Annotated in this window: 17 protein-coding genes; 5 read left to right on the forward strand and 12 right to left on the reverse strand. The window is 67.5% G+C overall.

Annotated features, from left to right (window positions below; all coding sequences use genetic code 11):
- Window positions 1–59 precede the first annotated feature (59 nt).
- Genes tagF through AAN986_RS13390 form a run of 10 tightly spaced genes read right to left on the reverse strand, consistent with a single transcriptional unit; the run spans window position 60 to window position 14,098 of the window.
- The gene (gene tagF, locus AAN986_RS13345; protein ID WP_016446987.1) at window positions 60–764 is read right to left on the reverse strand and encodes a type VI secretion system-associated protein TagF; all 705 of its coding nucleotides are present in this window, start codon (window positions 762–764) and stop codon (window positions 60–62) included.
- Window positions 746–4,402: a type VI secretion system membrane subunit TssM gene (gene tssM / locus AAN986_RS13350; RefSeq protein ID WP_016446986.1), complete on the reverse strand. Its 3,657-nt coding sequence runs from the start codon at window positions 4,400–4,402 to the stop codon at window positions 746–748. The genes tagF and tssM overlap by 19 nt, the downstream gene beginning before the upstream one ends.
- 5 nt (window positions 4,403–4,407) lie before the next feature.
- Window positions 4,408–5,739 carry a DotU family type VI secretion system protein gene (locus AAN986_RS13355; protein ID WP_043790650.1) on the reverse strand — a complete coding sequence of 444 codons (1,332 nt, stop codon included), beginning with the start codon at window positions 5,737–5,739 and terminating at the stop codon, window positions 4,408–4,410.
- Between the two features lie 21 nt (window positions 5,740–5,760).
- On the reverse strand, window positions 5,761–7,095 hold the full coding sequence (gene tssK / locus AAN986_RS13360) for a type VI secretion system baseplate subunit TssK (protein ID WP_016446984.1): 1,335 nt from the start codon (window positions 7,093–7,095) through the stop codon (window positions 5,761–5,763).
- A 17-nt stretch (window positions 7,096–7,112) separates the two neighbouring features.
- The gene (tssJ, locus tag AAN986_RS13365; protein WP_016446983.1) at window positions 7,113–7,712 is read right to left on the reverse strand and encodes a type VI secretion system lipoprotein TssJ; all 600 of its coding nucleotides are present in this window, start codon (window positions 7,710–7,712) and stop codon (window positions 7,113–7,115) included.
- A gap of 19 nt (window positions 7,713–7,731) precedes the next feature.
- Window positions 7,732–8,520, reverse strand: coding sequence for a protein phosphatase 2C domain-containing protein (locus tag AAN986_RS13370; RefSeq protein ID WP_047219162.1), 789 nt, complete (start codon window positions 8,518–8,520; stop codon window positions 7,732–7,734).
- Entirely contained in the window at window positions 8,517–10,667 is a 2,151-nt protein-coding gene (gene tagH / locus AAN986_RS13375) for a type VI secretion system-associated FHA domain protein TagH (protein ID WP_047219163.1), read from the reverse strand. Before tagH ends, AAN986_RS13370 begins: the two co-directional genes overlap by 4 nt.
- A 51-nt stretch (window positions 10,668–10,718) precedes the next feature.
- Window positions 10,719–11,204, reverse strand: a complete 486-nt coding sequence (locus AAN986_RS13380; protein WP_223275220.1) for a TssQ family T6SS-associated lipoprotein — start codon at window positions 11,202–11,204, stop codon at window positions 10,719–10,721.
- 8 nt (window positions 11,205–11,212) lie between these two features.
- A complete protein-coding gene (locus AAN986_RS13385; protein ID WP_016453383.1) occupies window positions 11,213–12,001 on the reverse strand; it encodes a PEGA domain-containing protein in 789 nt (262 codons plus the stop codon).
- 9 nt (window positions 12,002–12,010) lie between these two features.
- Window positions 12,011–14,098 (reverse strand): serine/threonine protein kinase, encoded by a 2,088-nt coding sequence (locus tag AAN986_RS13390; protein ID WP_047219164.1) that lies wholly within the window; start codon window positions 14,096–14,098, stop codon window positions 12,011–12,013.
- A gap of 615 nt (window positions 14,099–14,713) precedes the next feature.
- Here AAN986_RS13390 and AAN986_RS13395 point away from each other — a divergent pair.
- The 5 genes from AAN986_RS13395 (at window position 14,714) to AAN986_RS13415 (ending at window position 19,606) form a co-directional block, all read left to right on the forward strand.
- Complete coding sequence (locus tag AAN986_RS13395; protein ID WP_016446977.1) at window positions 14,714–15,196, forward strand: type VI secretion system tube protein Hcp; 483 nt, start codon at window positions 14,714–14,716, stop codon at window positions 15,194–15,196.
- 608 nt (window positions 15,197–15,804) lie between these two features.
- Window positions 15,805–16,017 carry a hypothetical protein gene (locus AAN986_RS13400; RefSeq protein WP_156179953.1) on the forward strand — a complete coding sequence of 71 codons (213 nt, stop codon included), beginning with the start codon at window positions 15,805–15,807 and terminating at the stop codon, window positions 16,015–16,017.
- Window positions 16,014–16,751 (forward strand): GntR family transcriptional regulator, encoded by a 738-nt coding sequence (locus tag AAN986_RS13405; RefSeq protein WP_016453385.1) that lies wholly within the window; start codon window positions 16,014–16,016, stop codon window positions 16,749–16,751. Before AAN986_RS13400 ends, AAN986_RS13405 begins: the two co-directional genes overlap by 4 nt.
- A gap of 221 nt (window positions 16,752–16,972) precedes the next feature.
- Window positions 16,973–17,806 (forward strand): flagellar filament capping protein FliD, encoded by an 834-nt coding sequence (gene fliD / locus AAN986_RS13410; protein WP_047219165.1) that lies wholly within the window; start codon window positions 16,973–16,975, stop codon window positions 17,804–17,806.
- A 39-nt stretch (window positions 17,807–17,845) separates the two neighbouring features.
- Window positions 17,846–19,606, forward strand: a complete 1,761-nt coding sequence (locus tag AAN986_RS13415) for a methyl-accepting chemotaxis protein (protein WP_047219166.1) — start codon at window positions 17,846–17,848, stop codon at window positions 19,604–19,606.
- An 11-nt stretch (window positions 19,607–19,617) separates the two neighbouring features.
- Here AAN986_RS13415 and AAN986_RS13420 read toward each other — a convergent pair whose 3' ends face one another.
- Window positions 19,618–20,025, reverse strand: coding sequence for a hypothetical protein (locus tag AAN986_RS13420; protein ID WP_016446973.1), 408 nt, complete (start codon window positions 20,023–20,025; stop codon window positions 19,618–19,620).
- 107 nt (window positions 20,026–20,132) lie between these two features.
- Entirely contained in the window at window positions 20,133–20,522 is a 390-nt protein-coding gene (locus tag AAN986_RS13425) for a hypothetical protein (RefSeq protein WP_017407005.1), read from the reverse strand.
- Window positions 20,523–20,674 lie beyond the last annotated feature (152 nt).

The following is a 20,674-nucleotide window of genomic DNA, read 5'->3' on the forward strand; positions in this document are numbered from 1 at the left end:
GGGCGGGATTCGATGTGGCTTGGGGTTTGGTGTGCAGGGGCCGTGCGCTCTGTGCGGGTTCAGGCGCCCTTGAACAGCCGGGTGAACAGGCGGCGGTGCAGCACTTCGTGCTGGACCACTTCGTCAGGGGCGTGGCGCGGCGTGGCCGAGATCCACCAGACGGAGGTGGTGGAACCGGGGCGCATGCAGGCGCGCCAGTCCATGCGCGGCAGGCGCGCGGCGTTGCCTTGCGAGGCGCCCATGTCGAGGTCGGCCAGCAGGCTGTGGATGGAGGTGCTGTCCGGCGCGCTGCGCTCCTGCTGGAACGGCCATTGCAGGGTGGCCAGCCGCTCGTCGAGCTGCTGGGCCGACAGGGGCAGGCGTCGCGCGTCGATGAGCGCATCGCGTGCGCCGCTCAGAAAGCGTTCGATGTCCTGGTCCGACGCCGGCATGCCGGAGCTGCCGTCCACCGTGGCCATGATGGCCAGCGGAAAGAGCCGGCCGATGCGGTCGGAGCTGGGGCCAATCACGCCCACCATGGACTGGCCCAGGATGGAGGCAGGGCACAGGAAGAACCACAGCGGCGAGTGCACGAAGCGCGTGGACCAGCCATCGGCCGCATCGCTGCGCAACTGGTCCATGCCGTTGCGCAGCCATTCGTCCCAGCGCATGGTCAGTGCGTGGGGCATGCGCCGGCCGACGAAATCGCCCTGGCTGGGCAGCTTGCCCCACCAGGCGGCGCATGGCCGCTGGACAGTCATGGCGTTCACAGCCGGTCCGGACATTCGAATTCCTCCATGGCCTTGAGCCGGAATGGGTTGAGAACGCTGCTGGTGGTGACTTCCATGCGCAGCTTGCGCCCGTCGATGGTGAAGATGGCCGTGAAGCGCTCGGGCGAGTTGCCCGGCAGGATCTGGGCGCGGTCGAACAGGCGGTGCAGGGCCCAGGGGCCTTCGGTCACGATGCCGGTGTTCTGCGCGCCGGCCGCCGTGATCTGCAGCCGGGCCTGGCCGGTGCCGCGCGTGCCGGGCCAGGAGACGGCCTTGGGGATTTGCGGGCCGTGCTGGTAGCGCACGATCTCGCCGTCCACGTCCAGCACCATCTGGGAGATGGAGGCGTCCATGTCCAGCGGCTTGATCTCCAGCCGGATGCCGGGCGTGTTGCCGCCTGCGCGGAAGAACACGTCGCGGATGGAGGCCGCGCGCTGGAAGGCGGCCAGCGAGGCAGAGCCCCCCACCGGCGTGCCGTCCACACCCTGCTTGAAGGTCCAGGGCACGGTGGAGATGTCCACCATGGTCTGCAGCTGGGTGCGGAAGAACTCGTCCATGGTGCCGCCGGTGGCGAACAGGCGGGCGAAGTCGTCCGTGGTCACGTCGCGCGTGGCGCTGCGCGTGAAGGGGTAGCGGCCCAGGATGGCTCGGCGGCAGAAGTCGCCGATGGTGGCGTTGAGGTTGCCGCCCAGCGTGCTGCGCACGCTGCTTCCCACGAAGGACGAGGTGGAGGTGGCCAGGGCCTCGTACATGCTGTTGAGCGGAGGCGGCACGCGCTTGGCCTCCGAGCGCACTTTCTCCAGCGTGCCGCTCAGCGAGGGAGGCACGCCGCCGCCCTGGATCACCTGCTGGCGCGCCGAGGCGATGACGGCCGCCGCCTCGTTGAGCACCTGCAGGCTGGCGGTGATGGGCGCCGGGCCCGAGCCGTTGCTGGTGGCAAGGCGCCGGTATTCGCGGAAGCGGAAGTCCACGATGTCGGCCTCCAGCGTGCCGGTGGCCAGCATGCCGCCCACGTTCAGCGGCTTGCCGGTCAGGCGGCTGAGCTGGTGCTGTTCCTCGCGGATGCGCTGCAGTTTCTCGCCCAGCCAGCTGCTGGTGCTGCCCGAGCTGCCGCCTTCCTGCTGGTCCGGGCGGCGGGCCAGCGTGGTCTCGCGGGCCACGGCGCGGATGAACTGCTCCAGGCTGGAGTTGGCGGACGAGTACAGGCGGGCCTGCTCGCCGGCCTGCTCCAGCGAGGCCGTGCGTATGGGGCGGATGTCGGCCAGGAAGGTTTCCCACAGGCGCGCGTACTCCATCAGGTACAGGCGCTTGACCTCGTTGGCCAGTTGGCCCGTGAGCACTTCCTGGGCCACGCTGCGCCGGCCTTCGGCCTGGCCCAGCACCCAGGTTTCCTCCTTGGCCAGCAAGGTGGTGACCTTGGGCAGCTCGTGCAGGAAGAGGCCGTGGTAGCCGTCATAGGTGAACAGGCCGCTGATGCCCTGGGTGAGCGGCTTGCCGCTGGCACGCGCAAAGACCTGGGGCGCCTCGGGTCCGCTGGCACGCACCACGCTGAAGTCGGGCGGCAGCTTGTCGCCGGTGTTCAGCAGCTGCTTGAGGCGGCTGTAGGCACGCTGGGCGGGCGACATCTGGGCCAGGCGCTGGCGCACTTCGGCGACCAGGTTGGCGTCGATGGGCTGGGCGGAGACCACCACGCGGCCGTCGATGAGGCGGTCCAGGTGCTCGGACAGCTGGTCCACCAGGCCGGCCTGCACCAGATGCTGGGGCAGGGTGTTTTCCCAATCGCTGCGCAGCCAGGCCTTGACGAAGGTGGCGTCGAAGTGGTCGGGCTCGTAGAGCATGAGATAGGCCTTGAGCGTTTCGTAGCTGGCCTCGGGGCTGCCGGTGCTGACCTGGCGCAGCGAGCGCGCGACATGGCTGCTCAGGCGCGGCAGCCAGGCGTCTTCCAGCAGGCGCAGGTAGGTGGCGTGGGCGGCCGTCTGCACCTTGGGCACCTGCAGCAGGCCCCAGCGCCAGCCCAGCGGGGCCGATTCCTCGAAGCGGCTGCTCTGCGCCACGCGCGCCGCGTGGTTGAGCATGGGCACCAGGGCGACCACGTTGTCGGGATCGGTGGCCTTGGATTCCTCCACGGCCTGGCGCAGCGTGCCGGCGTTGTCGGCCACTTCGTTCAGGTAGCGCTGGTTGTTCTCGTAGCTCAGCGTCCAGGCCAGGGCCGCGCCGCCCAGGGCCAGCAGCAGGGCGCACAGGCCGGCGGCCTGCAGCAGGCGCAGCTGGCGCTCTTTCTTGGCGTTGCGCCCGGTCAGGCCGGACTCGTTGAACATCACGTCCTTGAACAGCGACTCCAGGAAGTAGCTGCGGCCCTGCTGGGGCACGGCATCGGCCGGCAGGCGGCCGCGCAGCGCAAAGCGGCGCGACAGGGCCGACATCACGCGGTCGAAGGGCATGCCCTCCTGCGTGCCGCTGGTGAAGTAGACGCCGCGCAGCAGCGGCTTTTCCTTGAAGCGCGAGGCGGAGAACGCCGCATCCAGCGTGTCGCGCACCACGTCCTTGAGGCCGGCAAACTGCTGGGGCAGGGCGTAGAGCAGGCTGCGGCGCGCAAGATCGGGCTCGGTCATCAGCCGCTGGGGCAGCAGGCGGTTGATCTGGGCGACCAGGGCGTCGAATTCCTCCATGTACAGGGCGCTGGCGGCCTGCGGGTCGCTGGCGGGCGAGCGCTGGGTCTTTTCGTCATAGGGGTAGGTGAAGCCCCAGACCTGGGCGCGCTCCTCGCGGCTCATGGCGCCGAAGAACTCGTTGAAGCCCGCCAGCAGGTCGCTCTTGGTGACCAGCACGTAGACGGGAAAGCGGATGGTCAGCTCCTCGCACAGCTCGCTCAGGCGCAGGCCGATCAGCTGGGCCAGCTGGGCACGCTCGGTATCGCTGCTGCTGAGCAGCTCCTGCACGCTGAGCGTGACGATGACGCCGTTGACCGGCTGGCGTCCGCGAAAGCGCCTGAGCAGCTGCATGAAGCCCTTCCAGGCAGCCTTGTCCTGCTCCGCATCGCTTTCCTGGGTGGTGTAGCGGCCGGCCGTGTCCAGCAGCACGGCCTGGTCGGTGAACCACCAGTCGCAGTTGCGCGTGCCGCCCATGCCGGGGATGGCGCGCTTGCCGAACTGGGCCGCCAGCGGGAAGTCCAGCCCCGAGTTGATCAGGGCCGTGGTCTTGCCCGAACCCGGCGAGCCGATGATCAGGTACCAGGGCAGCTGGTAGATGTAGCGCTTGTTCCAGCGCCCGAACAGGCCGCCTTCGGTCTGGCCGAAGCGGGTCTTGCTCAGCGTGTCGAGGGCTTCCTTGAAGCGGGACTCCAGCTCGGCCACTTCCTCGGAGCCGGCGGCGGGCGTGCCGTCCGCCTCGCGCGGCGAGGTCAGGCGGGACAGGCCGGTCATGAGGTGCTCGTTCATGCGCTGTGCACGCCACCATTTCAGCAGCAGGCGCAGGAACCAGAGGATGAACAGGCCGGCGATCAACCACCAGCGCACGGTGGGGCTGCCCAGCGGCTGGTAGGGCTGGATGAAGACGAGGGGGCCGACGAACCAGATGAGCAGGCTCAGGGCCACCAGGCCCAGAAGCTCCAGCATGTAGCGGTTGAACAGCCATGAGGCGATGCGACGGATCATGGGGGTCAGTTCCTGGTCTCGGGTGCGGCAGGCAGGGCCTGCAGTTGCTGGTCACGCTGCTGGGGCGCGACCAGCAGGACGATTTCCACCCGCCGGTTCAGCGCCCGGCCTTCGGCCGTGTTGTTGGGGGCGACGGGGTCGCTGTCGGCACGGCCCTCGGCATGCAGGCGCTGGCGGTCGCGCAGCGAGCCGCCCAGCATCTGGGACACGGCCTGGGCGCGCTCCTGCGACAGGTTCCAGTTGGACGGGAAGCGCGCCGTGCGGATGGGCAGGTTGTCGGTGTAGCCATTGACGATGACCTTGCCCGGCACTTCGTCCAGCGCCGCGGCCACGCGGTGGATGACCTGCACGTAGCGGGGCTTGACGACGGTGGCGGCCGGGTCGAACAGGCCGTCGCCGCGCAGGATGACGGTGCTGCGGTCGGCTTCGTCGCGCACGCTGACCAGGCCTTCGCGGATTTCGGGCTCCAGGAATTGCCGCAGCCGCGGCTTGATGGTGGCCACGGTGGCAGCCGCCGAGGTGCGCGGGAACCGGATCTCGTTGATGGCGGCGAACAGATCGTCCGAGCTGTTGGACAGCCGGTAGCTGAACCACAGGTAGATGAAGAACGCCAGCAGCAGCGTGATGGCTGCCGCCACCCACAGCGGCACCATGGCCCAGGGCGGCGAGGCCAGGCGCTGCACGCCGCGCCAGTGCACGGACAGCAGGCTGCTGCGGTCGCCGCGCGTCGATTCGATGAGCTGCAGCAGGCGCGCCTTGAGCGTCTCCAGCTGGGCGCGGCCGTTGTCGATCACGCGGTAGCGGCCTTCGAAGCCCAGCATCACGCAGTAGTACAGCAGCTCGATGAGGTCGATGTGCTGGTGCGGCGTCTGCACCAGCCGGGCCAGCAGCTGGAAGAACTTCTCGCCGCCCCAGGTTTCGTTGTGCAGGGCCACGAGCAGGCTGTAGTGAGGCCAGATACCTGCGCTGCCCCAGGGCGTCTGGGCGGCGGTTTCGTCGAGCACGGTGCAGATGCAGTAGCGCGCGCCGATGATGGTTTCCATGGGCACGCCGCTGGCGCCGGCACGCTGCTCGAACTCGCGTATGTGTTCGAGCAGCAGCTGCTGCAGCGCGCGCGGGTCTTCGTTGGTGACCATGGCGCGGATCTGGGGGATGAGGTTCAGCAGCTGGTTGGCGGCGGCCACCAGCGGGTTGCCGCCGCTGACCACGTCGGGCAGGTTGGAGCGCAGCGGCTCCTGACCGGCAGGCGCGGTTGCGCCGCTGGCTGCGCCTTCGGCTCGGCCCGCGTCGCCGTCTCTCCCCCAGGGCATTTGGTGGCTGATGTTGGAACTGTTCATGTCGGAAGATGCGTCGCGCCGTCAGCGGCGGATGGCCCAGAACTCCAGCTGCAGGTCGGGGAATTCACCGGAGACGTGCATGGCAAGGCCGCCGGAGCTTTGCAGCTGGTTCCACAGGTCGTGCGTGGTGTCCACCTCGAAATAGTTGTAGCCCGCGTGGTAGGGGATCTCGCGCGGGGCGATGGGCAGCGGCCGCAGCGTGACGCCGGGCAGGTGCAGGTTCACCAGGTCGCGTATGCGCTCCACCGGGCCCAGCTTGGTCTGGGTGGGGAAGTGGGTGCGCAGGAATTCCGGCGTGGTCTGGGCATGGGCGGCCAGCACGAAGTCGCAGGTGGTCAGCAGCTCGGTGGACGGGATCAGCGCCACGCGCACGCCGTACTGGCGGTCGTGCAGCGGGATCTGGATGGCGTTTTGCTCCAGCACCGAGGACAGGCTGCGCCGCAGCTCCAGCATCAGTGGCGGAAAGCTGCGCCGCAGGTCGTCGTGGTCATAGACGGGCAGCACCTCGGGGCGGCGGCGCTCGTGGTCGAAGGTGGTCAGCTCGGCGGCCAGGCGCAGCAGTTCCTCGAACAGGCGCTCGGGGTGGATGCTGCCGGTGCGCACCCAGTGCTGGGCGGCGCCCGTCCAGTGGTTGATGAGCTGCAGCAGCAGGAAGTCGCCGACCTCGCCGATGCCGCCGCGCTCGGGCTGGATCATGCGCTGGGCCAGAACCTCGCCGCGCTGGCGCAGCAGGCCGTGGATTTCCTTGCAGAAGGTGTTGAGCACCGAGCTGGGCCCGTTGTTGACCACGGTGGGAATGAAGCCGGGCTCCAGCAGCACGCCGCCGCTGGCCTGGCGCTCGACCACATGGGCCACGGGCAGGCTGACCCAGCCTTCGGTCAGCTCGTGGGCGGGGCGCAGGCTCAGGCGCAGCCGGCCCAGCTGCACCTCGGCGGGCTGGGCGCCCACGTCGTTGCTGTCCGCCACTTCGGTCACGTCACTGAGATAGCGCGCGGGGCTTTGCGTGCCTTCGCCAAAGGTGACCTCGCTGCCCGACAGGCGGCGCAGCGGCAGGGCCAGGTGCACCACCACGTCCTTGAGGTCCTTGCCGATGTCCAGCGGGGTGGGCGCCTCGTCGTCGCCCGGCAGCTGGAACGGCGTGCCGTCGGGCAGCACGCCGTGTGCCGAGCGTATGCCCAGCTTGCCCATGCGCAGCAGATCGGTGTCCAGCTCCAGTTCCGAGAAGCCCCAGAAAAAGGGCTGTCCCGGCAGGCTGCGCGACTGCAGTTGCCGGAACAGGAAGCGCTCCTGCTGCTGGAAGTGCTGGGGCCGAAGGAACATGCCTTCGGCCCAGATGACTTTGCGTTGCCAGACCATGGTGGATAGATGTGCGTTTATTGGGATGCGGGTTGGATGCGCACGGTGACCTCCTCGCGGGTCAGGTGCACCTGGTAGCGCACGGGCTGCAGCTTTTCGGTGGAGCCCATGCCCCACCACCGCCTGCGCAGCTCCACGGAGTTGGGCGCGGCGGCCGAGGCGCGCCAGGTGCTGCGCTCCAGATCGCGGTAGGCGGCGAACAGGCCGAAGGCGCGCACATCGGGGTTGCCCTTGCGCTCAATCACCTGGCGTTGGCCGGGCGCGATCAGGAATTCCTCGCGCCGCACGAAGTCGCTGCCCAGCTGGCCGTCGTCCTTGTCCTGCAGGTCGAAGAAGCCGGCGCGGTCGAAGGCGGCGGAGGCGCGCAGCTCGTAGATGCGCAGCAGCACGGGCTTGGGGATGCCTTCGCGGTCGGGGTTGATGTCCATGTCGGCCACCACCTCGAACACGGCGGCGGGCACGGCCGTGGGCGCCACTTCAGGCGCGCGGCTCAGGGGATTGAGGGAGCCGCAGCCGGCCAGGCCGGTCGCCATTGCCGTGCCCAGGCCCAAGGCGCCCAGCGTTTGCAGCGCCTGACGGCGCGCTTGCGGTACATGCGGTGCATGCGATTTCCACATGGCTTCTCCTGTCTCGATATCAGTCATTGGTGTCACGCGGGCAGATCCACACCGTCAGCGCGCTGAGGTTGTCCTGGTGCGGATTGCCGCTGGATACGACGCGGTCGACCATGCGCTGTATCCATTCGTCGGGGCGCTGGCTCGCGGCCAGCAGCTGCTCCATTTCCGACTCGTGCATGCCTTCCCACAGGCCGTCCGAGCACAGCAGGAAGACATCGCCGGGCTCCAGGGCCACGGCGGCGGAGCGGATGCTGGGCGGCACCTGGCCTTCGGCACCGATGGCGCCGGCCAGGACGTTGCGGTTGGGCAGGCGGCGCGGGTCGTTCTCTTCGTACAGGCCGGCGTGCAGCAGCTGCTGCACCAGGCTGTGGTCTTCGGTGCGCAGGTGCATGCGGCCTGCGCGGAACCAGTACAGGCGCGAGTCGCCCCAGTGCGCCCACAGGGCGCGGCCCTGCCCGGGGTCGATGCACAGCACCACCACGGTGGCGCTCATGTGCATGCGCGAGGCCGAGGTGGACTGCTGGCCGCTGACGCGGTGCTCCGCCTGGGAAATCAGGGAGGCCAGGCTGGCAGGGGCGAACAGCGGGTTCTCCCGGAAGCCCTCCAGCACGGCCTGGACCGTGAGCTGGGCGGCAAGTTCGCCATGCCCGTGCCCGCCAGCCCCATCGGCCAGGGTGCAGCACAGGCCGCCGGCGCCCAGGTCCATCAGGCCCATGGCGTCTTCGTTGCTGGAACGCCTGCCGCTGTGGGATGCGCTGGCCACCTGGATGCTGTAGCGGTGGCCGTCTCCGTCGAGGTAGGCGATCACGGCTGGCCTTTCACGGACTGCTCGGCGTTTTCGTAGGCCTCGACGAAGGTGCGGCCCGAGAAGGCCATCAGATCGTCCTCGGCATGGCGGCGCAGCACGTCGAAGTTGTGCTTGTAGTCGTCCCACAGCGCAGCCTTGCGGCCATTGGTCAGCAGCTTGTCCAGCAGGCCGGGGTTGGTTTCGGTGCGGCGCTCCAGCTCGGTCGGATCGAACCGGGTCAGGGCCTCGGCATAGGCGGCGCGGATGCCGGCCATCAGGGCCAGCTGGTGCACGTGCAGATCCTGGAAGGCGTCCTGCATGGCGGGCAGCGGCTTCATGAAGCCCGGGAAGGTCTGGTGGACCATCTGCATGAGCACGCCCTCGGAATTGGGCAGGAACTTGAGCGGATTGTTGGCGCCCGTGGCAATGATGGTGACGCCGGCACGGAACTCGCGCTTGATCTCGGAGCGCGCCGCCAGCAGGTCGATGGTGCCCTGCACGGCAATGCGCAGGGCTTCGCCGAAGGTGCGCATGAATTCGGGCGTGACCTCGAAATGGGTCTTGGCCGGGTTCAGGCCCGCGCCTTCCATGAAGGCCGTGGCCAGGGCCTGCAGGTCGGCGTGGGCGGCGCTGGCGGCCGGCTGGGGCTGCACCGGAGCATCGACAGGCGCGGCGGTGCAGGGCAGGGTGCCGACGGGAATGGCGGCGGCGCCCTGGCCGAGGATGCTGGAGGCTGCGTTGAAGTGGGCGCTGGAGCTGGTGTTGGCGGGAGCGGTGGCAGCGCTTGCGGCAGAAACGATGGCTGGCGCAGCTTGGCCTGCGCCGGACTGGAAGATGTTCAGGTCCAGCCCGTTGGTGGGCAGCAGTCCGTCGAGCACGACGGGCTCGGCGGGGATTTCGGGGGCCGTCGCAGCAGCGGGGGCCGTGGCCATCGGTGCAGCAACTGGTGCAGCGGCAGGTAAGGGAGCTGATACGGCAACTGGTACGGCAGCTGGTGCGGCCTGAACCTGTACAGGTTGCTGTGTCTGCGCCGCAGGCGCCAATGACTGCTCCAGGCCGGCCGGCTGGGCCGGCGCCGCTGCACCCTGTGCAGCAGGCTGCGCAGGCGGCTGCATGCGCGGCAGGTTGAAGGCCTGGCCCAGCTCGGAGCCCCGGCCCGATGCCTGTTGCAGCGGCGCTGCGTCGCCGGGCAGGCCGCCCTGGTCGAACAGCGCGAGCGGATCGAGCTTTTGCGATGCCTCGAAGCACGAAGGCAGGCCGGTATGGGAGGCGTCATGCAGTGCCTCGGTGCTCAGGCCCTTGAGGGGAAGCGTTTGGACCATGCCGTCATGGCGCTGATGAATCAGCTCGCCCTTGCCGTGCGAGGGCAGGCCGGCCCAGCCTTCTTCCTGCTGCCGAGCCTGCTCGGGCGGCGGTGCAAAGGGGTCGAAATCATTGGGAATCAGCAGCGGGCGGTGCTGCGGCCTGGCCGGCTGCGGCATCGCCATGGCCGCTTGCTCGGGGGGGATTGCACTCTCGGCAGAAGGCGCAGGCGGGGTCTGGATGTCATCCAGGCTCAGCGCCGTCAGGCCTTCCCAGGGATCGGCGATGCCGGCGGCGGCTGGAGGCAGAACGTCTGCCAGTGGCGCAGCTTCTGCCGGCCCCGTTGCTTGCGACTGCAGGGGGTTGTCAACTGCGGGGGGCTGCTGGATCGGTGGCTGCGGGATTGCCGTGACCGGCGAGGGAACCGATGGCGTTGAGGGTGCTGAGGACGCAGAAGGTGCTGAGGGCGTCACAGCCGCTGCAAATGCTGCGCTGGCAGGCGCCGGCACGGCTGCACCGGGCGAGGCCGGTGCTTCGAAAGGGGTGCCCGGCGCCACGGCGGCCAGGGTGTAGGCGCCGATGCGGATGCGCGCGCCCAGTGTCAGGGCCACTTCCTGGCCCGAGCGCACGGGCTGGTCTGCCACCCAGATGGGATCACGCTCGCTCAGGTTCGCAACAAAGGCTCCCTCGGAATCGAGTCTGACCATGGCGTGCACGCGCGCCACGGAAGCGTCCGGATCCGAGATGATGAGCTTGTTCTGGCCACTGCGTCCGATCGTGCCGCCTGCCATGCCGAATACGGCATGCCAGTGGCGGTCGACCGCAACGCCATCGTGGTCCACGACCCTGAGTTCGATTTTGTCCATGGAGTCTTAGGCTAGGCAGTTTTCAGGAAGCGTCGGGGGCCTCGGCAGGCCTCAGGAGGCCTTGCGCGCGGGCGCCGGGCGCTTGTTGCGCAGCGCGGCGCGGGCATTGTTGAATTCCCGGCCCCAGGTGGGATGGCCCTTTTCGGCCTCGGTCAGCTGGAAGGTGGGGTCCAGGGCCAGGGCCATGTCGAAGTGCTGCCGGCAGGGCTTGCGGCGGCCTTCCACGCAGTGGCTGAAGGCGATGTACTTGAGCGCCTTGACCTGGCTGCTCATCGGCAGCTCCTGCGCGGTGGACAGGGGCGTCAGGGCCGTGATGGCATCCTCGTAGCGGCCATCCACGTAGAGCTGGATGGCCTCGACCAGCTCCTGCTCCTTGATCACCACCGGGTCCACGGGCTTGACGGGCTCGACAGGCGCCTGCACGACGGGCGGTGCTGGCTCGGGCTCCACCGGCTTGGGTGCGGTTTCGCAGGCGGCCAGCCCGAAGGCAACGGCAAGGGCAAGGGTCAGGCGCTGGAGGGAGTGAGGGATATGCATGGACATGGTCATCGGGCATCAAAGTCATGGGAAAGGGTCACCGACTGGCCGTCGGTGATGCGGATCACCTGCCGATAGCTCTCGAAGCCGGGGTTGCGCAGTTCCACCGTGTGGGAGCCTGGCGCCAGCTTGAGCAGCACGACGGGAGGGGTGACGCCGGACGGCTTGCCGTTGATCAGCACGTTGGCCCAGGGGCTGACCCTCAGGCGCAGGTTGTGATCCGTCCGTGGCGTCTCAGGCCGTGCGGCCAGTGCGGCGGAGCGCACCGGGGCCGAGCCCGATGTCAGTGCGGTGATCGATGTGATCACGCGGCTGTTCAGTGCAAAGCCGCCGGCCGTGGGCGCTGCGGGTGCCACGCGCAGCCGTTGGGCGGCAGGGCAGCGCTGGGTCCAGCGTTCCTGGGCGCGGCTGTAGGCGTCCCGCCACGGCGTACCCGTGGTCTCGTAGGCCTGCAGCGCAAAGCCGGGGTGGGCGGCGAACGCGGCGTCGAAGGCGGCCTCGCAGCGCGCCCATTCCTTGTGCGTGCAATAGGTGTAGGCCAGGTACTTGTGGGCGGAGGCCCGCTCCATGGGATCCGCCAGCCCGCCAAACAGCGCAGCCTGCAGCGCACGCTCAGCCTGGGCCAGGTCGCGCGCCTCGAACAGCGCAATGCCCTGCGCCAGCTGCGGGCGTCCTGCCGAGCCGGTTTGGGCCGGCGCGGCCTCCTCGCATGCCGCCTGGGAATGCGCCAGGCAGGGCAGGCCGAGCACTGCAGTGCACAGCATCCATCGCCAGCGGTGGTTCATCAGTCGAGCCATGCGCCGCGCTCATTCGAAAAGATGGTTCACGGTCACCGACTCGCCCTTGGTGACCGTGATGGTCTTGGTCACCGTAGAGGCCGCACCCGGGTTGCTGATGTCGATGCGGTACTCGCCCTCCGGCAACTCCATCTGGGTCAGCGGCGGGCTGGTCCGTGCCGGGGCGCGGTTCACGGAGACATAGCCCCAGGGCACGACCCGGAACACCACCTTGCCCGTGGCCGCTGCGGGCTTGGCGGGGCGGGCTTCGGTCTTGGGCGGCTCGGTGGGCAACGGCTCGGGCACCGCGGCCACCGTGACGGGGGCGACGGGCGCGCCCTGCTCGGGCTGGGAAGGGGGGAGTTCAGCCAGCGCGGTCTGCTCCGGCGGGGTCATCGGCTGCACCTGCTCCGTGGAGGCCAGCGAGGCCTCATTGAGCAACTGCTTGAGCAGCGCCTGGGCCTCGGTGCGGTGCTGTCCTTCGGGGAAGCTGTCCAGGTAGTCCTGCAGGCGGGCCAGGCTGGACTGGCTTTGCGCCTGCTGCCATGCCAGGCTGTCGCGTGCTGCCAAGGTCTTGGCACGGGCCTGGTCCTGGGAATGGTCGTACCACAGCACGCCGCCGCCCGCGATGGCCGCCAGCACCAGGGCGCCGATGGCCATCGGCACGGCCATGCCGCTGCGCCTGGCCTTGGGCACTGCCTGGACGGCAGCGGCCGGAGGCTGCACCCCTGCGGGCGCGCCCTGAACGGCGGGTGCGGAGGCGGGCTGTTGGGATGCAGGCGCCTGCGCCTGAACCGGGGGCTGCGCAGGCTGAGCGGGGGGCAGTGCCTGGTCGATGTCGATGTACGGACCGTTGTCCAGGCCCATGGGATCGGCGGCAGATGCCTGAGGCGTCATCTGGGGCGCGGCTGCGGCTGCAGATGGCTGGACAGGGCCGCCTGTTGCCAAACCCCCAGGCGCGGTGGGAGCGGGCGGCACCGGTGCGACCGTGGCGACAGGAGGGACCGGTGCAACAGATGCAACAGGCGGGACCGCAGGCACGGGCATGGCTGTGGCCGCGGGCGCTGCCTGCGGCGCTGCTGCAGGAACGAAGATTTCCGTGATCGGCACGAAGCGCGGCGCCTGCACGGCTGCTGACTGGGTGGCCATGGCGGCCTGTACGGACGCAGGCGGCGTGATCGGGATGTAGATGGGGCTGGGCTCCCCCGGCGCAGGCGCTGTCCGGGCGTCGGTGGACAGGCCCAGCAGGCTGCGCAGCTCGGCAATGGATTGGGGGCGGTCCTGGGGGCGCACGGCCAGCGCCCGTTGCATGCCCTGCAGAAAAGCGTCGGAGTAGCCCGGGACCTGTTCGGAGGTCAGCGGCTGCATGGGATCGGTGACCATGCGCGCGACCGAGGTGGCCGGGATGCGGCCCGTGGCGGCCTGGTGGATCAGTGCGCCGACCTGGTAGATGTCGGTCCACGCGCCCTGGGGCATGGCGCCGTCGTCCACGTATTGCTCGATGGGCGCAAAACCGGGCTTGAGCACCATGGTCAGCGCCTGGGTCATGTCGCCGATGATGCGGCGCGCGGCGCCGAAATCCAGCAGCACGGGGCTGCCATCGCGCTGCACGAAGATATTGTCCGGCGCGATGTCGCGGTGGAAGCAGTCTTGCGCATGCAGCACTTCCAGCACGTCCAGCAAGGGGACCAGCAGCGCGCTGAGCCCGGCCTGATCCATGCGGCCGGACGATGCCTTCAGCACCTGGCCCAGCGTCTGGCCCTCGTAGTGGCGCATCACCATGTAGGCCGTGCCGCCGGCTTCGAAGAATCGGTAGACATGCACCAGGGTGGGGTGGGAGAAGCGCGCCAGCAGGCGGGCCTCGTTGATGAAGCTGCGCAGCCCGGCGTCGAAGGCGCCACGATGCTGCGAGCGCACATGCACCTGATGGGAGCTTTGCCGACCGGCCAGTGCCGAAGGCATGTACTCCTTGATCGCGACCTCGCGGTCCAGCGAGAGGTCACGGGCCTTGTAGACGATGCCGAAACCGCCTTCGCCGATGACATCGAGCACGCGGTATTCGCCAATCTGGACACCTGCCGGAAGGCAGTTGGTCGAACATGCTGCTTCGCTATCCATGCAATCCCACCCAAGATGTTGTTTCACACGCTGGCGGGCGAGGTCTGTCGCAGTGCCAGGGTGCCGAATCTGTTCGAGGCCATTGGACAAGCACAAAGCCGGCATCGCACCGGCAATCTGTCTATGCAACCGCTGGTTTTCCTCGATCAGCCAATTGTCTGAAGCCGGGGGCCAAAGACGAACGTCATGGACTCGTCATGAATACAAGATCGTATTTCAATCGGACTCCGAATGCGGCGTGAGTGTAGCTTGAGTTCTGCAAAAAGCCATGACACGTATCGAATGGATAAGCGATGGATACATTTTTTTTCAGATGTATCGGCCGTAACAATTCAGTCGGGCCAATTGTTTGTATTTTTCCGATCTTATCCACTATCATCGCGGCTCCAACAAAGGAGGGCGGTTCACGACAGTGAGGATTGCAGGCGATTGTCAATACATTCCTTGACCATCCAGGGTATGCGCCGCACTGATCTGAATCACATGTTCAGTGAATCGGTTTCGTGCGCTCTGCCCGGGAGTGGTTTTCCCCTTTGTTCGCGTGTGAACCATCCGATGCAGTCGGTCTATTGGGTTGCATGCGAACGTTTAATCCATTAATTCGAGAGGTGTGCAATGTCCGTTGATATGTTCATGAAGGTCGAGGGCGCCAGTGGCGAATCCCAGGATTCCAACCACAAGGGCTGGACCGACATCGACTCCTTCACCTGGGGCGCGACCCAGCCCAACACCATGGCCAGCGGCGGCGGTGCCGGCGCCGGCAAGGTGAGCTTCCATGACCTGAACGTCATCGCCAAGGTGGACAAGTGCTACCCCGCCGTGCTCAAGCACTGCGCCACGGGCAAGCACCTGGGCCAGGTCGACATCTCGCTGTGCAAGGCCGGTGGCTCGCAGATCGAGTTCACCAAGATCACCCTGACCGACGTCATGGTGACGAACGTGACCGTCAGCGGCGCCAACTCCTCTGACACCGTGACTGTCAACTACTCGTTCCAGGCTGCCAAGGTCAAGACCCAGTACTGGGAACAGACCAACCAGGGCGGCAAGGGCGCCGAGAGCCAGATGGGCTTCAACATCAAGGAAAACCGCGAAGCCTGAGTCTTCTTGCGCAGGCTTGCTGCTGCGGCAAACCCGCGTCGGATGCATCCGGCGTGGGTTTGCCGTGGATGCGCGGGAATATGGCCTCCATCCATCGATGGAGGCTTTCCAGTATGGAAAGCTGGAATCGAGCGGTGGATGGAATATCGGGCAGGACGTGCCTTGTCTCTGCACGCGCAAGGCCGCTGCTAGCAGATTCACATGTCAGTTCCTTGACAGAAAGCCGCCTTCCATTCCTGTCAGAGGCTGAATGCCTCAATATCTTGCAATATTTAACAAATACACAAACCCATGGCCGCAGGCATGGGGAAATTGATGTGCTCGTTGCACCAGGTGTGTGCAGAAACTCTCTGGAAAAAATGGATTGGCGCAAATATGCGCAGGATTACCGCGAGTGGGTTCCTGTTGGTGTTGGTCCAGTCACTTTGAATGCCTGGTGCCGGGGGTTGCCAAACGCTATGGTGTGTATGGCCTTTGCGGCGGCAAGTCGCGGAGCATACACGAAGATCGGCCGTTGTCGAGGATATTCTTGTAGGTCCAATTATTAAAACGCAATTCGTTTCTTTAATAAATCCCACTGCCAACTTGTGTACAAGAAAGAGTACTAAATGCGTGAATGGACCATTGCCCATTGCCTGATCGCAAATCAGGCAATGGTATTGCTGCTGCGGTCAGCGTATACCCTGTCTTCGGCCATGCGCGAGTCCGGTGTCGAAGGCAAGGCCTGGCCCTTCTTCAGGGCTCCGGGCATGTCGTTGCCAGGCCTTGGCGGCGGCCAGCGGCAAGGCCTGCGTGCTCCAGCGGGCGCGGCAGTCGCATGAGCATCGCGGTTGTTTCCTCGCCGGTGTGCGAGACGCGCCAGGGGCCTGCGAGCAGCGCGCATTCGCTGGCTGCGCAGATCTACGCCTGCCTGAAGAACGACATCTTCGATTTCCGTCTGCTGCCTGGCGACCGTTTCAGCGAAGGCGAGATCGCCACGCGCATGCAGGTCAGCCGCACGCCCGTGCGCCAGGCGCTGTTCTGGTTGCAGCGCGATGGCTATGTGGATGTGCACTTCAAGAGCGGATGGCAGATCAAGGCCTTCGACTTCAAGTACTTCGAGGATCTGTACGAGGTGCGCACCCTGATGGAGACCAGCGCCGTGGCCAGCCTGGTGGGCGAATCGCTGCAGTCATTGCAGCCGCTGCGCGAAGTCTGGTGCGTGCCCGAGGAGCAGCGCGAGACCGACCCCGCCGTCGTGGCCTCGCTGGACGAGGCCTTCCATACCGGCCTGGTGGCCGCGACCGGCAACCAGGAGATGGCGCGCATCCACCTGGACATTACAGAGCGCATCCGCATCATCCGCCGCCTGGATGTGATCAAGCTGCCGCGCGTCTCGGCAACCTATGACGACCATGCCGCCATTCTTGCCGCCATCGAGGCCGGCGATGCCGCGCTGGCCCAGTCCTGCCTGAAGCAGCACATCGCCGACAGCCGTGCCGAGGTCAAGCGCATCACCTTCTACATGCTGCAGACGGCGCGCGAGCGCTACGGAGCCCTGCAGCAGACGGCCTGATGGTCGGGATGTGTGGAACGGGCCTCTTCGGAGGCCCTTTTTCATGGGCGCACGGCTCGCTGGGCGAAGGCGGGCGTGCATCCGGCCCGGCAAAGGCTGCAAGTCGCGGGTAAGCGGCCCGCTTATCCCTGCATTGCGGCGGCGGCGTCCCGGTAGTCTCCCTGCCAAACCGTGGACGGGCCCTGCGCCCGCACCATCCGCAAACTTACAGGGAAGAGAACATGAGCATCAGAACCGACAACCTGAATGTGCAAAGCCTGTTGGCCCGAGCCCAGTCCAGGCTCAACAGCAGCACCACGGCGCAGACGGCTTCGGACTCGGCCATCAAGAAGAGCGATGCGCAGGCCGGCGCCACGAAGACGGACAGCACCAAGACGGAGACCACCGAAGCGGAGAAAGTCCGCAAGCTGGCGCCTTCGCTGTCCAAGGCGCACGAGCGCATTGCGGCCCAGGCCCAGGCGGGCTCTACCTCGCTGTCGGCGCTGGGGCAGTTCAAGTCGTCCCTGGTGGATCTGGCCACGGCGGGCAAGGAGATGGCGGCCCTCACGGCGACCAGCACCACCCAGTCGGTCCAAGGTGCGCTGGAAAAGCTGGTGGCGCGCTACAACGCCAGTGCGGCCAAGGGCAATGCCAGCGCGGCCGCCGGCTCCACCACCGATGTGGGGGCCACCCGCGCGCTGCGCGAGCTGCGTGCGGCCATCATGAGTGTCACGGGCAGCGCGACTTCGCCCAGCCTGGCCAGGATCGGCATCGTCCAGCGCCAGGACGGCACGCTGGCGGTGGACGCCAAGGCCCTGGAAAAGTCCATGGCCACAGATCCCGCAGGCGTGACCTCGGGCCTGGCCGGCATTGGCAAGGCGGTGGAAAACAGCGCCAACGATGCACTGTCCACGGGCAGCCGGCTGAGTTCGTCCATGGCAAGCCTGGGCGACCGGGTCAAGGCGCTGCAGCAGCAGCAAAGCGCCGTGGTGGCGACGGCCGAGAAGCTCGGCGATTCCCTGGTCGGCTCGGCCAACTGGAATCGCATGGTGCTGGACGCCTACCTCAAGAACTAGTTTTCGCCGCGTTTCCGTCCCGCATCCTGTTTCCCCATCATGAAAAATCTGCGCATAGGCCTTCGTCTCGGAGGCGGTTTCACCATTCTTTTGCTGATCATGCTGCTCATCAGTGTCACCAGCATCGTCAGCATGGGGCACATGGCCCGCTCGACCACGGAAATCACCGAGGTAGCCCTGGCCAAGGAGCGGATGATCAGCGACTGGTTCCGCAACATCCACTCGGGTTCGCGCCGCACAACGGCCATTGCCAAGAGCAGCGATCCCTCGCTGGCCACCTTCTTCGCCGAAGACGCAGCCGAGTCCTCGCGCCAGTCCAGCAAGCTGCAGGACCGCATCGAGCCGCTGCTGCAGACCCAGGAGGAAAAGGACATCTGGGTCGAGATCAAGAAGGCGCGCGCCGGCTATCTGGCGGGCCGCGACGTGGTGACCAAGGCCAAGGCCGAGGGCCGCGCCGAAGACGCCGAGCGCCTGTTCACCCAGCAATACCAGCCCGCCACGCAGCGCTATATCGACATGGTCCAGCGCCTGCTGGACATGCAGCGCGCGGCCATCGACAGCTCCGCCGCCGATGTGCTGGTGCGCTTCTCGGCCAGCCGAGCCGCCATCATCACGGTGGTCTCGCTGGCCTTTGTGCTGGGCGCGTTGGCCGCCTGGTGGATCACGCGCGGCATCACCAGGCCGCTTGCCGAGGCCCTGCGCGTGGCGCGCACCGTGGCCAACAACGACCTGACCAGCCGCATCACCGTCGATTCGCGCGATGAAACGGGCCAGTTGCTGCAGGCGCTGCGCCAGATGAACGACAACCTGGCCCAGGTCGTGGGGCAGGTGCGCTCGGGTGCCGACAACATTGCCACGGCTTCGGGCGAGATCGACGCGGGCAACCAGGACCTGTCCTCGCGCACCGAGCAGCAGGCCAGCTCGCTGGAGCAGACGGCCGCTGCCATGGAGGAGCTGACCAGCACGGTCAAGCAGAACGCAGAGAACGCGCGCCAGGCCAATCAGCTGGCCGCTTCGGCGTCGCAGACAGCCGTGCAGGGCGGCAAGGTGGTGGCGGGCGTGGTGGACACCATGGGCGGCATCAGCGAGTCCAGCCGCAAGATTGCCGACATCATCGGCGTGATCGACTCCATTGCCTTCCAGACCAACATCCTGGCGCTGAACGCCGCCGTGGAAGCGGCGCGTGCCGGCGAGCAGGGCCGCGGCTTTGCCGTGGTGGCCGGTGAGGTGCGCGCGCTGGCGCAGCGCAGCGCCTCGGCGGCCAAGGACATCAAGGACCTGATTGCCGACTCGGTCTCCAAGGTGGAGGCGGGCACGCGTCAGGTGGCCGAGGCCGGACGCACCATGGACGGCATCGTGCAAAGCGTGCAACAGGTCAGCGACCTGGTGGCCGAGATCACCGCCGCCAGCCAGGAGCAAAGCAGCGGCATCAACCAGGTGCACCAGGCGATTTCCCAGATGGACACGGTGACACAGCAGAATGCGGCGCTGGTCGAGGAGGCGGCCGCTGCAACCGGCTCGCTCAAATCCCAGGTGCACCAGCTGGCCGCTGCAGTGAGCGTATTCCGTATCGAGGGCGCGGCGTCTGCTCGTCCGGCGGTGGCCCCAGCCCCGGCCCCTGCCGGGCGTGCACAGCCTGCGGCAGCGCAGATGCGCGCTCCTGCCAGGCCGCTGGCCGCGCCTGCGGCTGCTGCGTCCCCGGGTGCACCCGCCGCCAAGCCTGCAGCCGCCAAGCTGCCGGCCTCCCGGCAGTCCGTGCCCGCCACTGGCAAGGACGATGGGGACTGGACCTCGTTCTGAGCCCGGCCAGGTTACTTGGGGGCGCCCAGCTCGTACTTGGAGCCCTCTCCCTGGCCGTCGGTGATGGCGGCGGCCTGGCCAGCGGCCGGATTCACGCCGCCTGCATCTTCCTTGTTGGTGGCACCTGACCCGCTTGCCGGTTCAGACGCCCGGGCGGGCAGCGGCGCGGCAGCCGGCAACGGCTCATGCGGGTCGCCCTTGGCATGGGGCATGACCTGCTCGGCCGTGATCACGGGCTGGCCCAGCAGGGGCTTGTCCGGTGGCGGCTGGTTGAAGCGCGGCACTTCGGCCATGGGAAATCCCGCGCGCTGCGACGAGGTCTCGCCCGAGCAGGCGGCCAGCGTCAGCAAAGAGCTTGCGGCGACGCCCAGGGCCAGCCGTCTGGCAAGTGTCGTGGTATGCACAAATTCATGGGGCATGGTTGTTCTCCGGTGGTCTATCTTCCGGCCGACATGCTCCCACGCGCCCAGGGCTGGTGGCGTAGGTCCATGCCGGATTCCCGGTCGCCGACCACCGCAATCCTTGCTCAGGGCTGGCTGCCGCTGGCCTTCCACGATCCGTCGGACTGCTTGCAGAACCAGAAGCGCCAGTTTTCCGAGGTCTTTTTCAGGCGCACATCGGCCGACAGCAGGCGGCAGCTTCCGGCCGTCCCGGTCTGCACGGTCTGCTGCGGCTGCAAGGCCAACGTCACGCGCTGGTTGGTTCGGTTCGGGCCGCTGGTCCATTCGGTCACGGAGCCGTCGGCGGCCTCGTTGAGCACCTTGGCCACGGCGGCCTTGGCATCGGGCAGGTCCCTGGCGGGAATGCGCGCGGCGATGGTGTCGTTGAGGAAGATCGAAGCCGCAGCGCTGGCGCTGGTGGACACCAGCGAAGCGGCAGCGGCCAGCGATGCGACGGTGATGGCAAAGGTTTTCATGCAATGGGTCCTGGAAAGTGGGCCGACGCCCGCAGCGGGGTGCCGGAAGGAGAGTATCGGGCCATGTTAACGGCTGCAATGGCGCCTGCGGGCGTCGCGCGCCGCCGAAACCAGCGCAAGCTGCGCCACAGTGCTGCCGAGGGCTGCGCAAA

The organism is Delftia sp. DS1230 (assembly GCF_040112715.1).
GTDB lineage: Bacteria > Pseudomonadota > Gammaproteobacteria > Burkholderiales > Burkholderiaceae_C > Comamonas > Comamonas tsuruhatensis.

Excerpts from the sequence above, each read along its gene's own strand:
- tagF (WP_016446987.1), bottom strand. The coding sequence starts at position 764 with ATGTCCGGACCGGCTGTGAACGCCATGACTGTCCAGCGGCCATGCGCC.
- tssM (WP_016446986.1), bottom strand. The coding sequence starts at position 4,402 with ATGATCCGTCGCATCGCCTCATGGCTGTTCAACCGCTACATGCTGGAG.
- AAN986_RS13355 (WP_043790650.1), bottom strand. The coding sequence starts at position 5,739 with ATGAACAGTTCCAACATCAGCCACCAAATGCCCTGGGGGAGAGACGGC.
- tssK (WP_016446984.1), bottom strand. The coding sequence starts at position 7,095 with ATGGTCTGGCAACGCAAAGTCATCTGGGCCGAAGGCATGTTCCTTCGG.
- tssJ (WP_016446983.1), bottom strand. The coding sequence starts at position 7,712 with ATGTGGAAATCGCATGCACCGCATGTACCGCAAGCGCGCCGTCAGGCG.
- tagH (WP_047219163.1), bottom strand. The coding sequence starts at position 10,667 with ATGGACAAAATCGAACTCAGGGTCGTGGACCACGATGGCGTTGCGGTC.
- AAN986_RS13380 (WP_223275220.1), bottom strand. The coding sequence starts at position 11,204 with ATGCATATCCCTCACTCCCTCCAGCGCCTGACCCTTGCCCTTGCCGTT.
- AAN986_RS13385 (WP_016453383.1), bottom strand. The coding sequence starts at position 12,001 with ATGGCTCGACTGATGAACCACCGCTGGCGATGGATGCTGTGCACTGCA.
- AAN986_RS13390 (WP_047219164.1), bottom strand. The coding sequence starts at position 14,098 with ATGGATAGCGAAGCAGCATGTTCGACCAACTGCCTTCCGGCAGGTGTC.
- AAN986_RS13395 (WP_016446977.1), top strand. The coding sequence starts at position 14,714 with ATGTCCGTTGATATGTTCATGAAGGTCGAGGGCGCCAGTGGCGAATCC.
- AAN986_RS13400 (WP_156179953.1), top strand. The coding sequence starts at position 15,805 with ATGCGTGAATGGACCATTGCCCATTGCCTGATCGCAAATCAGGCAATG.
- AAN986_RS13405 (WP_016453385.1), top strand. The coding sequence starts at position 16,014 with ATGAGCATCGCGGTTGTTTCCTCGCCGGTGTGCGAGACGCGCCAGGGG.
- fliD (WP_047219165.1), top strand. The coding sequence starts at position 16,973 with ATGAGCATCAGAACCGACAACCTGAATGTGCAAAGCCTGTTGGCCCGA.
- AAN986_RS13415 (WP_047219166.1), top strand. The coding sequence starts at position 17,846 with ATGAAAAATCTGCGCATAGGCCTTCGTCTCGGAGGCGGTTTCACCATT.
- AAN986_RS13420 (WP_016446973.1), bottom strand. The coding sequence starts at position 20,025 with ATGCCCCATGAATTTGTGCATACCACGACACTTGCCAGACGGCTGGCC.
- AAN986_RS13425 (WP_017407005.1), bottom strand. The coding sequence starts at position 20,522 with ATGAAAACCTTTGCCATCACCGTCGCATCGCTGGCCGCTGCCGCTTCG.